Here is a 16243-nt window from a genome sequence, read left to right as displayed (position 1 = left end):
TTTCCTCATCCTACAAATAGCTTGCCCCATAATCTTTGCTGCAATTCGTGCCGTTCGTGTTTGAATTGAAAAGTGGGATGAGGGTAGTGGAAATAGTGGAGTAGGATAGTGAAAATGGCTTAAGAAAGAATACATTGATTTCATTAACACAAGAGCTTACAGAAAAACCTAAAAGCCTGATTCCGATATAATACCGAAATCAGACCTGAGCATCTTAATAATATATATCTGTCTGTCATGACGGGGGAGCATTTCGAAGCTGGTTTTTAACGTATTTCAACCTCATCAAAGAAACGTAAAAATAAGATTGACCGGATACACTAACTATTACTATACTTAGGATACGTTTAGTTGTATAATGAAAAAGACATAAAAAACCACTATAAAATCCATATTTCTCAATTTTATTGTAGCATAAAGACTATGTGAATGTCAAGTGCGCTTTTAAGATTCTTAGTTTAGGAGTGTGATCCAATGGACATTTATCATGAAGATCATCAAGAGGAAATTGAGTATCTTTGTAAAACAATCGCTTTTATTACCGAAGAGGTGAAAGGGGAAGGGGACGATTTAGCAGAGAAAAAGAGTGATTTAATTGCCGCTAGAAAGGATATGTATGAAAACACCATTCATGTTTCGAGCGATTTTGAGAGTCTTGTTGACATGAATCTATATCATTCGCAGATTAATAATCAAATCTCAGATTGCAATACAAATTCACAGCGTATTAAGAAACTCAAGAAAATGATAAGCTCTCCTTACTTTGGACGGTTTGACTTTATAGAAAAGGGTTTCAGTGAAAATGAAAAAATATACATTGGACTTTACAATTTAATGGATAGGAACACAGGTCAAGTATACGTTTATGACTGGCGTGCGCCCGTTTCAAGCATATTCTATAGGTATGAACTAGGTGAAGCAATGTATGACTCTCCGATCGGAATTAGTCGGGGAGATGTTTCATTGAAAAGGCAATATCAAATTCGAAATTCTAAGCTTAAATCCTTTTTTGATTGTAGTATCAGAATTACCGATGACATTCTACAGGAAGTGTTAAGTCATAATACTTCCGCTAAAATGAAAAATATTATAGAAACTATTCAAAAGGAACAAGATGTAATTATTAGGGATAATGATCATGGGCTAGTAATTGTACAAGGAGTAGCGGGTAGTGGCAAAACATCGATTGCAATGCATAGGATTGCTTTCCTCTTATATGAGGGCATTGATTCCAAGCTTCAGTCGAACGATGTCATGATAGTTTCTCCGAACAGCGTGTTTAGCCACTATATTTCTAATGTTCTCCCCGAGCTCGGAGAAGAAAACGTGAGGCAAAGCATTTTCGATGATCTGGTATTAGATGCGTTTAAAGGCAGGTTTGGAGAAGAAACGCGGGATATGCAGCTCGAAACGTTGATAATTTCTCGAACTAAGACTGCAGGAGACCAAAGGCGTCAAAGCATTGATTTCAAAGGTTCGAGGATGTTTAAACAAATTCTAGATCGACTATTATGGTATTATGCGCATCGAATAATTGTCTTCGACGATGTATATTATAATGGAACGATTCTTGCGACAAGGCAAGAGCTAAAGCATCGTTTTCTAAACAATGAGATGGATATTCCGATGGCAAAACAGCTCAAAAGAATTGAATCTAGACTCTTGGAAAAGTTTCGCCCATTACAGAAAAAGAGGCTTGATCGATTGGAAAAGATCGTAGAGAAAAATAAGGAGCATGAACTTGAAATAAAGTCATTCAGTCGATTATTAGCCATTAAACAAGCTAGAGCTTTTCGGGAACGAATTCAGAAATTTTCGATCGTTGATTATGGACAGTTGTACGAACTGCTTTTCAATAACCCTGGGTTGTTGGTTAAATTGTCGCAAGGACTAAAACTGCCAAAGAATATTGAAGAAATTGTTTCATCAACTCAACAAAATTTTCGAAGTAGGCAAATGCATTATGAGGATTATGCTCCACTTCTTTATCTTAAGTTAAAGATTGAAGGGAATGATATGTTTTCTGAGATCAAACACGTGGTCATTGATGAAGCCCAGGATTATTTTCCCCTGCAATATGAGGTTTTTAAACTTTTGTACAAAAATGCGTCTTATACTGTCTTGGGAGACATTCATCAGACGATTGAAAAAGCAACAGATGGTTCAGTCTATGATGATATTTCTGAGATACTCAATCAACAAAAAACGATTAAGCTGTCTTTAAATAAAGGGTATAGGTCAACATATGAAATAAACGCCTTTACTCGGAAACTTCTAGGTGAAGATGGCAAAAAAAAATATTATTCAATCGAACGGCATGGTGAAGAACCCTTGGTTTGTTACCAAGAAACATTTGAGTCCATGGACAAGGCTCTCATAGAAGAAATTGCAAAGTATACAGCGCAAGGGTATGAATCTATAGCTGTAATATGTAAAACTCAGGAAGATGCAGAAAAAGTGTATTCTCGGTTAAAAACATCGGTACAAATTACCCAAATTAAACCACAGGGCGGAGAAGTTATAAAAGGTGTATTGGTCATCCCTTCTTATGTGGCCAAAGGTTTAGAATTTGATGTTGTAATCGTTTACGATGTTAGTAAGGAAAACTATTCGAGTGATTTTGATAAACAATTATTGTACATTGCTTGCACACGAGCGCTCCATCGGCTCGTAATATATTATAAAGGAGATAAAAGTTCATTGATCTAATTATGAATTATAAAACATTTCTAAAGTTTGGATTAGCAAATTCACTCCCTCTGATCACGGTAATAAGATTATATAAGATATAGCTCTTTTGGGGTGACAGGGCACGTGGAGTGCTTAATAGTGCTATATTGTCGTTGAGTGGAAGCCTTAGTATGAGCGGGTTTGAGAAGGGTTATATTCTTTTTTGAGTTTGAGGCGTACAGGGAAATATATTGTCCAGATCGTTTTTTTGAAACGGTCTGGATTTTTTGTTTATTATTGGAATATATTTGCTATCCAGGGAGGATGTGAGCGATAAATGTAGAAATATTAGAGTGGAATAATCTAAGCGATCGAAAGTGCTCTCGCGGAAGAAAAAGGTACTTAGCACCCGTTAATGTAAATTCTAATCCAATACTTTGAAGGGGGAAGGAAAATGACAGCCGATGAACATAAGATTGTACATTAAGTTAGGGATTCGCATTCCCGTTTATAAATTTCTAGAGACAATAAACAGAAGGGATTCGTTGCTGCAAGAATTCGATGAAGAAATATTTAATGCGTTGGTTGAGAAGATAGAGAGTCTCACACCAGCGCATTTTGTTTTTGAGTTGAAGAGTGGACGAGGGGAGATGTGCAAGAAAAATCAGGATAGGCGGTGTCTAAGGAATGGGTGACGAGCGTATTGACAGCGCTGTGGCTTTGATTATTGCCTTTGGGAGAAAAATAACGAATGGAACAAGAGTAGGGTTGTCAATAAAGTAAAGGTGCGATCGATGCTCGAGTTTGTGTTAAGGGCGAGTTGAGGTGAGTGAGATACTTTAAAGCAAAATGCCGGTCGGGGTTGAAAAAGATTGCTTTGGGTAGCTTTTAGTTCATTCTGATTAAATAGTCCGTTTAGCTGTTACTTGAATTTGTGCAGTTATGTAAAAGCAACATAGTATATAAATATTTTTTCATGAAGAGTGTTCCGTAAAATGTTAACGTTACCAACATGTAAAAAACTAACAATGAGTTTTAAATGGTTATGCAAGAATAATAATAACTTCATAATGTAAATAATGCCGATTCAACTGTCTTGAAAATTCTATGGAATAAATAGCTTACAGAGTTTATTAGCCCTCATAGACGGATAGACTAATAAAATTTAATGTGTGAAGGGTTTTAAATGGGGGTATTTAGGTTTGTTATTCACTTCAATACAATTTTTAATATTTTTCTTTTTTGTGGCTATTGTTTATTTTGCAATTTCTCATAAAATCCGATGGATTTGGCTTCTAGTCACAAGCTATTATTTTTATATGAGCTGGAATCCTATATATTGTATTTTTATTGCGACATCAACGTTAATAACGTATAGTAGTGGTTTGTTAATAGAAAAAGAAACTAAACATAAACAATATGACGAAGAACGATCTGTAAGGCTTAAAAAATTCTGGGTTTTCCTGAATCTTTTAAGTAACTTAGGTATTCTATTTCTATTTAAATATTATAATTTTTTTGGTACTACCCTAGTAGAGATATTTTCGTTTCTACATATTAATACTCATATACCATCATTTGATTACATATTGCCAGTAGGAATATCCTTTTATACATTTCAAGCTCTCAGTTATACTATTGATGTTTACAGAAATGATGTTAAAGCTCAGAAAAATTTAGGCAAATATGCTTTATTTGTATCATTTTTTCCACAACTGCTTGCCGGACCCATAGGAAAATCGAAAAATATGCTACATCAATTTGATGAGAAGCACTCATTCGATTATGATAGAGTGAAAAATGGATTGATTTTGATGCTATGGGGAGTTATTCAAAAGACAGTCATTGCTGATAGGTTAGGGGAATTGGTAAATACCGTATATAAAAATCCTAGTAATTATCAAGGATTTGAAATAGCCATAGCTACCTTGTTCTATGCTTTCGAAATCTATTGCGACTTTTCAGCCTATTCAGATATAGCGATAGGTGCAGGGGAAGTCCTGGGATTCAGGTTACCCAAGAATTTTGAACGTCCATATTTTTCGAAATCAATTAAAGAGTTTTGGAGACGGTGGCATATTACTCTTGGCGCATGGTTTAAAGATTATTTATATATCCCTTTGGGAGGTAACAGGTGTAGTAAGTTAAGATATTATTATAATATCCTGGTTGTATTTTTCGTATGTGGTTTATGGCATGGTGCAGCAATTAACTTTATAATTTGGGGAGCAATACACAGTATTTATCAAATAACCGGTGACATGCTCAAGCCTGTTAAGAAAACTATGATAAAAAAACTAAATATTAATACAAAAGGATTTGGTTTAAAGTTGTTTCAGGTAATGGTAACGTTTGCACTGGTTGATTTTGCTTGGATATTTTTCAAGGCTGGCACATTTACTATTGCTATAACATTAATTAGGAAAATGTTCTATTTTAATCCGTGGATTTTTATTGATGGTTCTATTTTTAAACTGGGATTAGACCAGAAGGACTTTTCAATATCAATACTTTGTGTAGGTGTGGTTTTAGTTGTAAATATGATGCAAAGGACCAGAAATCTGCGTAGTGAATTATCCAAACAAAATATAGTGTTTAGATGGTCTGTATATTTAACCACTGTCGTAATTATTCTGATATTCGGCATATATGGACCGAGGTTTAATCCTCAACAGTTTATCTATCTTCAATTTTAGGAGGTTATCCGTGGTTAGAAAGGCAATGGTAAAAGGTTCCGTTTTTCTTGTTTTGTTAATGTCCATTATTGCAATTCTTAATTCTATATTTATACTAAAAACAGTCCATCGCGATAAGCTGATTGAAGGCTTGTATAATCAGCCTAGTGATGCTTATGATGTTGTTTTGATGGGTTCAAGTCATATGAACGGTGGTTTAGACCCGAATGTATTATGGCATCAATATGGTATAACTAGCTTTAACTATGCAACCGGAGGACAACCCATAGATGTAACTTATTATTTACTTAAGGAGGTCCTCGAAAAACATAAAAACCCTATTGTTGTTATGGATCTATACTATTTAGGTTCAACAGACGAATATGGGGAAGAAGGGTATGTCAGATATGTTCTTGATAATATGAATTTTTCCATGAATAAACTTGTTGCCATCATAAATTGTACACCACTTAAAGATAGAATAGATTACTTATTTCCAATTTTCGAATATCACGATAGATGGAAGGAACTAACGGCAAAGGATTTCAATTATGGTTCTAATGCGAATTATGCAAAAGGATTTGAGGCTGGTATCGAAAAATATGGAAAGGATGATTCAAGTAATATTTCTACAACAAAAACGATAGACCTTCCACCTAAGACAATGGAATATCTAGTTAAAATCATTGACCTATCTAAAAAAGATGGCTTTAAGTTAATCTTTACTAATACCCCCTATGATTATAACAGTCCGGGTGAATCAAGTAGCTGGGTCAAAGAGCCTATTGAGATGTTTAATAAGGTAGCAGAGATTGCTAAGGAGAATAATATACCATTTATTAATTATTGCGATAAAATGAGTGACATAGGGTTTGACTTTAAAGAAGATATGAACAATGCAGGGCACGTGAATATTTGGGGTGCAGTTAAAGTTACTATGGATATGGGAAAATTCCTAAAAGAAAACTATAGTTTGGTAGATCATCGAACGGATAATAAATATGCTCAATGGAATTCCGATTATGTGCGTTCACAAGCTGCTTCTCTTTCAGTAGAGAACAAAAGTTCATAAATCACATGCCCCAATCAATTCGGATATTGACACATCTTCTCAACCGGAAAGTGGGTATTGCTTTCTGTGTCTTGATGATCTAATAAATTATTTACGGTTGGTATAAGTCAGAATAAAGATATAGCACTTTTAACGTGATAGCGCGCGTTGGTGTTACTTCATTGTAGGCTATTATGGGCCATATGTTCCCACAAACAGGCACGTGGAATGCTTGGTAGTGCTATATCGGTGTTGAGTTAAAGCCATTGATATAAGCGGGTCGTAGAGTAGGTTGTTATTTTTTTGTGTCGTGGTGTGTGGGGAATATATGTATTGTATTGCCAGATAGGTATTGCCTAGTTCTCATGCGCTTACGATATATAATGGCGAGACGACAAAAGAGCCCTCCGTATAGCGAAAGCTCTTTTAAAATAATCTATTTGAATCTAAAGGGGGTACGACTTCGGGGAAGATTCCTTGTGGTGGAATCTTACAATTACTGAATAGTAACTGTACTTCCAGCTGATGTTGATTCAACAGTTGGTGAGTAAATCCCTGCCGTGTTGTCCACATTTATCTGGAATGTTGCAGCTGCATTAGTAACGGGATCTCCAGAATCTACTAAATGTGTTGCTGCATATACATTTCTGATATTTGTAAATGTATTGGGATTACTACCATTAATCTTAACGCTACTTAATTTTGCAACTGGCTCAATATGTTTCCTCAGACAAGAAAAGGAGTATCCCCTTGACTAAGGAAACATATTTCTTAGAAAACAGTGCTAATTCACCTGCTAATTGGGATCTAATTTTCTACTGGAGACATGTCTGATTATTTATTAGTATTAACTCGCAAAAATTTAATTAATTATGCCATAGTAACAGAAAAAACCGCCAAAAACTTAATGCTTTCAGCAGTTTTACGATCTAAAAATTACCTGAGTTGCAGTATTAAAATTACTTGCTTTGCTAATTTTTTAAGAAATTTCTTCAAGCGACTTGCCACCCGTTTTTAGCCCCCATAGTAATAAAACAGCTACCGGAATACAAACCAAAATCGCGACCATATTGTAAACACCTGTAAATTTATATTGGGCAAAAACTACAGGAATATATAATTGTAGAACAGAAGTTGCTAAACGTCCTACTGAATTATGAATTCCAGTTGATGTATTCCGCATTTTTGTTGGGTAATTCTCAGCAATATAACTAAATGTTATGAAGTTCATAGCCATATTAACAGCTATCATTAGGAATCCACAAAGTACAATAGGAACAAACCCTTTTATTTGTCCAAAGATTACAGATAATACTGCGACCGAAATAGCCATGACTGCCATTGGAATCTTCCTACCGCCTTTGTCAGCGATCAAGGAGGATAGGTAACAACCTGCCGGAACGCCAAACATAAGGAGAGAGGAAGCTGTTAAAGCATCATTAACACTTAACCCTCTTTGGTTTAATAGGGTCGGTGTCCAGTTCGTAATAACAAACCCAGCAGGGACTGTTAGGAGAACAAAGAACAAGATAATTAATGTTCTTTTAATATACTTCGGTGAAAATATACCGACTAAAACGTCCAATGTTTTAACCCGAGGTTCGACTTTAGAAGCTGCTTCAGTCAAGTCGACTTTTACATTAGTTAATTGTTCAATGACTTCTTCTGCTGATTCTCTCTTACCATTAGTAACTAACCAACGCGGTGATTCTTTTAAATATTTGAGACCCATTATGAATCCAATAAATCCAAATCCACCCAAGAAGAAAATATAGCGCCAAGCTTCTGGGCTCAGTGGAATAACTATGCGGCATAAAAGCCCTACTAAAGGGGCTGCCAGGAAACCAATTGAAGCCGTTAAGCTTTGCCACTTTCCACGAGTGGCTCCGGGTGACATCTCTGCAATATATACTTGCGAAGTGACCATCATACAAAAGATACCAAAACCTGTTAATGTCCTAGTTATTGTAAAAACTTCAACACTTTGAGCAAAACCATTAGCGATCGAAGCGACTGAGAAGAGAAGAATTGCTCCTAAAAATGTTTTTCTGCGTCCAATAAAGTCCGATATTATACCACCCGTTAACCCTCCGAGGGTCATGGCTACAAAATAGGCGAAATTTATTTTTCCGACCGCAGCCAAGTCAAGGTGCCAGCTTTTCATTAACGCGGGAGCAATGAAACCAAAATTCCAATTATCCATTTGCTCAAAGAAATAGGCTAACATTATAATGTAAAATAATAACTTATGGGTTGATGTCACTTCTAAGCCGTCAAAATAATTATTAATGATCTTACCGTTTTTAGCTGGAGTACCTAGAAGTTCCTTAGAAAGATCAGTTTTCTTGTGCGCCTCGACTGCCATAGGCTATCCTCCTATACCTTGTGTATTATTTCTTTAGTTATTACCAAAAGGCACCATTGCTCTTTAGTTTGGCTAGGATTATGGATAATCTCCTTTCTTTCTGTTTGTACTTATTCTCTCAATCGTATTATACATAATCCTAATAGCACTATATAACAGAACCTCATTGTCCTTTAGCACAACAAAATGTAGTTACTCATTCGTTGTATTTAAGGATAGCTCTAGACATTCTAAAAACTTCTGTGCGGGAATTGACATGGGGCAATTCGCTGAACTCACCCAGGTAAAAACGAGCTTTAAGCGCAGATCTGACTGAACAGTACACTCTTTCAAAAGCCGATAATCACTCAACTCAAGCGAAGAAAGAGCACCCATAGCTAACCCATCAATGATCGTTTGACGGAATAATTCATTATTAAGTGTTTTTAAAAATACCTTGGGTGACTGATCGTCTACCTGAAAAATTAACGATATAATTTCATCGTATTGCTTTGTATCGAAATAGACCATTGGACGTTTTACCAATTCATTGACCGAAGCAAGTTGATCTTTGCTTAATGACCAGGATTTCGGAATACAGACGATTAAATCATCGCGTAAAAGTTTTTTATACAATAACTCGGGACAGGAAAACAAAATTTGTTTTTCAGGATCCTGGTAATAAGCTTCCGGAAAGTTTATAAGCCCCACCGCTGCAGGATCATCCTTAATACGATCAACGGTTTCTAAAGGTGAACTTTCTTTAAGCGTTAAGTTAACATTCGGATATCTAGACTTAAAAAATTTTAAAGCCTTGGGCAAAACTGCTGTACCTGAATTATGGGAATGAAAAAGGGTCAGATCACCCACGATCGGGGACTTTTGCTGCTGGCCAAGCAGCTCTAACTCAGCCTTTAAATCATCATACTTTTCAATAATCCCCTTTGCTGTGAGAACGGTCTTTTGGCCAGCCTCCGTTAGGGTCGTTCCCTGTCGACTCCGATGAAATAATATAACATCAAGCTCTTGCTCCAATCGCGCAATCATTTGGCTCAGACCTTGTTGGGAAATATGCATTTTCTCAGCCGTAAGTGTAATCGACTTCGAATGAGACAATTCTATTAAAAGTTTTAAGTCACTGATACGCATCGTTATTTCACTTCCTATTAAATTCTGCCTTATGTAGTAAGATCCAAATATTTACTGACCTTTGCGATTAAAATGACGGCACTTAAACCTGTCGCTGCCTAAAAATTATTGTTTTCGTTAGTATATCCCAAGAGGGTCTGTATGCAACAGATTCTTTTCGACTATGCGTTCTAGTTCACAACAAAGCGTTGTGAACTAAACAATGAAGTTGTGTTTTATGTCGTATTTTGAGAAATGTATAATGTACTTAAATGAACAAGGACAAACGGCCCGATATCTGATAAGGAGTGAACCTCTTGAGCAATTATTTAAAAACAGAACAACATTTGATTACACTACAATCCGAGTCCGAAGAAAAGTTTTTGGCTGAGCTTAGGTCGGGAAATTATACTTTAGAAAACCCACTTGTTGTCGAAAACCCATATTTGATTAATCCACTTGCTGCAGTCATTTGTTTTAACACAGATGAGAGAACTACAGCACAAATAACTGTAAAAGGTAAAGCAGTAGAAGGTGATCTAACACATACCTTTGCTACTACAAAAGAACATGTATTACCGATTTATGGATTATATGATAATTATGAAAACACTGTGCTTATAACCCTCGACAATGGTAAAACGTCACAAGTAAAAATTAAAATTGAAGAATTAGATGTCAATAAAGCTCTATATTGCCATACCACCTCAGAGTATTTCGGGAAAGACCTAATGATGATCTCAACGACTACTCCTCTAATTGAATCTTGCAAAACGGTCGGATTTGATTATGCTGGTGATTTACGATGGGTTATCACAAATAAGCAAAGCTGGGATATTAAACGATTAGAAAATGGAAGGCTTTTGGTAACGTCTTACCGGACAATCCAAAAACCGTACTATACGGTTGGACTTATGGAAATGGACTTTAGCGGTAAAATCTATACAGAATATCGGTTGCCGGGCGGGTTTCACCATGATGCAATAGAGTTAGAAAATGGCAACATCTTAGCAGCTTCGGATCATGACTTCGATGAATCTGTTGAAGACTATGTCGTTGAGATCGATAGAAAAACAGGGGAAGTCGTTAAATCCTGGGATCTTCTTAATATCTTACCAAGAGAAAAAGGGAACGCGGGAGATTGGAACCACCATGATTGGTTCCACAACAACGCTGTTTGGTATGACAAAGCGACGAATTCTATTACCATGTCCGGCAGACACAAAGATGCGATTATTAACCTCGATTATGATACTGCAAAATTAAACTGGATTATCGGTGACCCAGAAGGTTGGGGAGAAGAATGGCAAAAATATTTCTTTAAAAACGTAACTATAGGTGATTTTGACTGGCAGTACGAACAACATGCCGCAATAATTCTACCTAATGGGGATGTATTCGTCTTTGATAACGGAACCTATCGATCTAAAAACGAAGCTACTAGAATTTCACCTGACCACAATTTCTCCAGAGGGGTTATCTATAGAATTGACACCGACAAAATGGAAATCGAACAAATTTGGCAGTATGGTAAAGAAAGAGGAGTAGAATTTTATTCCCCTTATATTTGTAATGTCGATTACTATAATGAAGGACACTATATGATTCACTCCGGCGGTATTGCCACCTATAGAGGAAAACATACCGATGGTTTAGGTGCAATGCTCTTGAATAAATATAAAGACGAGCATATCCATTTAACGTTAGAATCCATCACTGTTGAAGTACAAAATGATGAAGTTAAATACGAATTGAAAGTTCAAGGCGGTAATTATTATCGGGCAAGAAGACTTCCGTTATATGACGAAACGACCAACTTTGCTCTTGGTAAAGGAAAATTCCTGGGTGGATTTGGAATAACTCCAGAGTTTGGATTTAAAGTTAAATTTAAAGACGCAGAGGGAGAAGTTCCGGCAAAACACAATTTCTCGTTAATACTTGAAGAAGATAGATTAGCTCTTCGGGCAACATTTAAGGAAGGATCTGAAGTCTTTCTTGAATTAAAAGACGAAAACGAATCGAAGTTCTACTCAGTTCCGACAGTAGTTCATGATGTTACCGCAGCATGTGTTTCTTTTGAGGAGCAAAACGATAATGATTTCCAATTCTATGTTAGTAGGGAACGATTAGCGGGTGACTTCAATATTTATTTAAATATAGATAATAAACGATATGATACTCAATTCTCAGCGAAACTTTAAGAGTGTATGCATACTTAGTTCCTTCGAACACTATGTATGCAATGCGACGTGGTGATTAGTCTCTCAGATATTGGTATGCTCCCGTAAAAGTAGACAGATAATAGATAATAACAAATCTGTTACTGTAGGGGAGCATTTCTTCTGTCCAATAGATGTTAAAATCCAATCGGTTAGAAAAATCATCATTTTAAAGGAGTGAAGAAAAAATGTCGTTAGAAAAATTGAATTCGAGCCGCTTCGAAGAAGTAATTTACGATAATGGAGAGCCCTGTTTAGTTATCTTTTCAAGAAAAAGCTGTCATGTCTGTCAGGGTGTCGTGCCCGTTTTAGAAGATTTGCAGCCGCAATTCGAAGGTAAGTTTAGTTTTTATTATGTCGATGTTGAGGAAGACAAGGCCTTATACCAAAGATTCTCCTTAAAAGGCGTTCCTCAAATTCTTTTGTTTAAAGATGGCGAATACCAAGGAAAATTAGCAGGTAAGGTTGAGGAAGAAGACGTCGAGGAAAAAATTACAGACGTGCTGAATTCATAATCATGAGGTGAAATGAGAAAATGGTTAATTCGTATGATTTGATAATTATTGGCGGGGGACCCGCTGGATTATCCGCTGCTATCTATGGGGGTAGGGCTAAGCTTAAAACTCTTATCATCAACAAAGGAGCCGTCGGCGGTTTAGTGAATACGACACGTGAAATTGTTAATTACCCTGGTTACGGACAAATTAGTGGCTCTGATCTCATGCTTGACTTTAAGAAACATGCTGAGAGATTTGGCGTGGAGTTTTTAAGAGATATAGTCGTAAGTACCGATTTTTCCCAAGAAGATAAAGTGATCAAAACCAAAAAGGGGAAGGAATTTACAGCTAAGGCTGTGATCATCGCCTGCGGTAGTGAGCCAAGGCTCCTGAATATCCCTGGTGAGAAACGGCTCCAAGGTAGTGGAGTAGCGTATTGCGCCACCTGTGATGCTGAATTCTTCGAAGGGGAAGACGTCGTTGTCATTGGAAGCGGCGACCAAGCCATCGAGGAAGGCATGTATATTACCAAGTTTGCGAAAAAAGTTACAGTTATTGTGCTCCATGATGAAGGAATCTTGGATTGCAATAAAGTCAGTGCTGAACGCGCGTTTCGTAAAGAAAAAATGGAGTTTATCTGGAACTCCACGGTAGAAGAAGTATTGGGCGAAGAAAGTGTTAAAGGGGTTAAAATAAAGAACTTAAAAACAGGCGACTCTTCAGAATTAGAATGCCAGGGTGTATTTTTCTTTGTTGGAATGGTTCCCTCTACGCAATATCTTAAAGAGAGTGGCGTCGAGATGGACAAGAGGGGATATATCCCTGTCAATAACCTGATGGAAACGAATCTGGAGGGTGTTTATGCGGTTGGGGATAATCGAATTAAATATTTAAGACAAGTTGTTTCGGCGGCTGGAGATGGGGCTACGGCAGCTGTAGCTGCTGAGCGCTACATTGAAGAACTCAATGCCTTCAAGACCAATATCGCTAATAGCTATAAAAAAGTTTTACTGGTGTTCTTCAATGCCTCGAACACAGAAAGTCTGGAGTTTTCATCCTTAATGGAGGAGCTTCAGCGAGAGCATAATGAAGACTATAAAATTGTTAAAGTAGACTTAGCTACCAAGAAAAACCTTGCAGAAAAGTATGAGATAAAAGCTGTCCCTGCCGTCATTGTTTTAGATAAAGGGAAGAAGGTTAAAGAACTAGGATGTAGTATGGATAAAGCTAAACTTAAGGCACAAATCATATAATTATTATAAAATTCTTTAATACTTAACTGTAGACAATTTAAAATCTATGATGTTAGAAGCCATCCCTATAATTCAGGAGACGGGCCATTCCCTGTAATTGTAGCTATTTATGGTGGTGGATTTAAAATGGGTGATAAAAATTCCGGCGAAATAAACGATGAACTTACAGGGCTAAATAAGGCTATGCTGTAGTGGCTGTTAATTATTGGTTTAGTGGAGAAACTCTTTTCCCAGCGGCAGTAAGGTATTTAAATTTTTAGATAAACATATATAACTAATTAATGGAAGCAGATTTGAAGATATCACATCAAATCTGCTTTTTATTTAAATGTGTTTTCAAACCCGACAAATCGAGCACACCACGCACGTGGAGACAGTAGTAAGTCTCAATATAAAAAATAGCTAAAAGCCCCTTTTGGCTGGGGCTCTGGAGCTCCTCTGTAATTTTGCAACTTTTAATAAGATAATACGTCCCCGGAAACATCATTGAGCAGTTTGGGTTGACAGTTTTGGGGAAAGGTTTGCACACAGGAACATTTTTCGATATGTAATGTTGCCAATGCCGTTGGTATTTTTGCCGTAGTTGTTTGTGCTCTTCCAAAAGGAAGCCGTGGAACAAATCTATAATATGAGTGGAACGGTCAGAACGTTTGAACAAATATTCAATGCGTTGGTGAGAGATTTAAGTCATCTCGCCAACGCATTTTGTTTGTGTGTTAAAGAGTGGGACGAAGATAAGGGGAATTTTTGTGGTCTAAAAGGAATTTTGGGAGTTAGAGTAGAATAATATTAAGATCAATTTCGGAAAAAAGTAAGCCATAACTATCAATTCAGTCAGGAAAATTTAAAGGGTTTCTTGAAAATAAGAAAACTAATGTGTAAGTTGAGGTAAATATGTGAGCAGTAAATTAAAAATAATATTTGTTATGATTATTTGGGGTAGTATAGGTGTTTTTGCTCGGAATATTTCAATTTCCCCGACACTACTTGCTTTTAGCAGGGCGATCATCGCACTACCAGTTGTTTATGCTTTTATTAGGAAGGATAAGCAGAAATTATTCTCGTTTATCAAGAACAAAAGTGCAAAACCTGTTATGCTAAGTGGAATGCTGATAGGACTTGCATGGGTCGCACTCTTTATGGCATACCGCTTTACAAGCGTAGCCAATGCAACATTGGCATATAATATGTGTCCCATTTATGTGTTGATTTTAGCACCAATTTTATTAAAGGAAAAACTCTCATCTAATCAAGTTCTAAGTGTTATAATTGCATTTTGTGGGTTGATTTTAATAGTTGCAACATCGTTAAATATAAAAGAAGCTAATTTAATGGGCATATCATTCGGGGCAGTGTCGGGAATGTTTTACGCTATCATAGTGCTTATTAACCGTAAGTTTGGAACGCATATTCCTATTCAATCGGCTACTTTTATTCAACTAATGATGGCAGCGGTAATTTTGGCTCCACTTGTGTTATTTGAAGGTCCAATCCAGCAGTGGATTTTATTAGACCTACATGGAATTGTTATGTTGCTTATTTTGGGGATTGTACATACGGGGCTTGCGTATCAAATGTATTTTTCAAGTTATAAAGAGCTTTCCTCGACGAGCGTAGCTCTATATAGCTACTTGGATCCTGTGTTTGCAATAATTTTTGCAGTAGCTATTTTAGGGGAACCATTTGGAATCTATCAAATACTAGGAGGAGTACTTATATTGGGATCTACAATGATTTCAAACAAATAGAATAATTGATTATAACCGCAGAAAGAAAGCTTATGATTTCAAGTGGAATCATAAGCTTTTATAGATCCAATACAGAGCCCTCATTTACCCCTGCCTGTCATCTAAATTAAATGAATAATTATATTGAACCAGCTGAACAGTAACTTTCCAAATAATGAGATCCCAAACATAAAAGAGTCTAATCACAAAAGGGGAATGGCTGGCCATCCGCTCTTTTGGATTAACAGAATTTAATTTTAGAACTAAACTGTGAGCATTTTGCGAATTTCTCAATCGAACAATACAAACAATCAAAATTAGTTGTTGACAACAAGGGATGTAAATGTTAAATTATATTTCCAGCCAAAAACAGGCCGAAAAAGTATAGTGATTGAACGAGTAAGGAGTAAAAACTTCGAACTTATAATCGAAACAATGCAAATTAGTGATTGACAACGCGAGTTGAAAATGCTAAGATTTAGATCTGGTCTAAGCGGGTCAACGGAATCTATGGTCTTTGAAAACTAAACAACAAGGACAGCCAATGAGAGAAACTCGAAAGAGTTTCAAGAAACAATGAGCAAGTCATCATCTTCTTCAATACAGAAGTTGAAATAACTTTTTTGGAGAGTTTGATCCTGGCTCAGGACGAACGCTGGCGGCGTGCCTAACACATGCA

General features: G+C 36.5%; 9 protein-coding genes and 1 rRNA gene. 8 read left to right on the top strand and 2 right to left on the bottom strand.

The features are described 5' to 3' along the window. Positions 1-474: 474 nt before the first annotated feature. The 3 genes from E4K68_RS17055 to E4K68_RS17040 all read left to right on the top strand — a co-directional run bounded on the left by E4K68_RS17055 (position 475) and on the right by E4K68_RS17040 (position 6417). On the top strand, positions 475-2709 hold the full coding sequence (locus tag E4K68_RS17055; RefSeq protein WP_135380127.1) for a 3'-5' exonuclease: 2235 nt from the start codon (positions 475-477) through the stop codon (positions 2707-2709). A 1280-nt stretch (positions 2710-3989) separates the two neighbouring features. Further along, the gene (locus E4K68_RS17045) at positions 3990-5366 is read left to right on the top strand and encodes an MBOAT family O-acyltransferase (RefSeq protein WP_282433001.1); all 1377 of its coding nucleotides are present in this window, start codon (positions 3990-3992) and stop codon (positions 5364-5366) included. Between the two features lie 10 nt (positions 5367-5376). Further along, positions 5377-6417 carry an SGNH/GDSL hydrolase family protein gene (locus E4K68_RS17040; protein WP_135380124.1) on the top strand — a complete coding sequence of 347 codons (1041 nt, stop codon included), beginning with the start codon at positions 5377-5379 and terminating at the stop codon, positions 6415-6417. A 958-nt stretch (positions 6418-7375) separates the two neighbouring features. Here E4K68_RS17040 and E4K68_RS17030 read toward each other — a convergent pair. Beyond that, positions 7376-8761, bottom strand: coding sequence for an MFS transporter (locus E4K68_RS17030; protein ID WP_135380123.1), 1386 nt, complete (start codon positions 8759-8761; stop codon positions 7376-7378). Between the two features lie 192 nt (positions 8762-8953). After that, on the bottom strand, positions 8954-9889 hold the full coding sequence (locus E4K68_RS17025; RefSeq protein WP_135380122.1) for a LysR family transcriptional regulator: 936 nt from the start codon (positions 9887-9889) through the stop codon (positions 8954-8956). Positions 9890-10185: 296 nt separating this feature from the next. Here E4K68_RS17025 and E4K68_RS17020 point away from each other — a divergent pair, with 296 nt between their 5' ends. The 5 genes from E4K68_RS17020 to E4K68_RS16995 form a co-directional block, all read left to right on the top strand. Next, a complete protein-coding gene (locus E4K68_RS17020; protein ID WP_135380121.1) occupies positions 10186-12069 on the top strand; it encodes an aryl-sulfate sulfotransferase in 1884 nt (627 codons plus the stop codon). 206 nt (positions 12070-12275) lie between these two features. Beyond that, positions 12276-12602: a thioredoxin family protein gene (locus tag E4K68_RS17015; RefSeq protein ID WP_135380120.1), complete on the top strand. Its 327-nt coding sequence runs from the start codon at positions 12276-12278 to the stop codon at positions 12600-12602. A gap of 20 nt (positions 12603-12622) precedes the next feature. Next, positions 12623-13837: a thioredoxin-disulfide reductase gene (trxB, locus tag E4K68_RS17010; protein WP_135380119.1), complete on the top strand. Its 1215-nt coding sequence runs from the start codon at positions 12623-12625 to the stop codon at positions 13835-13837. An 896-nt stretch (positions 13838-14733) separates the two neighbouring features. Continuing rightward, positions 14734-15585, top strand: coding sequence for a DMT family transporter (locus E4K68_RS17000; RefSeq protein WP_135380117.1), 852 nt, complete (start codon positions 14734-14736; stop codon positions 15583-15585). 599 nt (positions 15586-16184) lie between these two features. Next, positions 16185-16243, top strand: a 16S ribosomal RNA gene (locus tag E4K68_RS16995); the annotation flags it as partial.

The sequence above is a fragment of the Desulfosporosinus sp. Sb-LF genome, assembly GCF_004766055.1.
Classification (GTDB): domain Bacteria; phylum Bacillota; class Desulfitobacteriia; order Desulfitobacteriales; family Desulfitobacteriaceae; genus Desulfosporosinus.
Note: the sequence above shows the minus strand (reverse complement) of the source record. Positions and strands in the feature narration are given on the sequence as shown.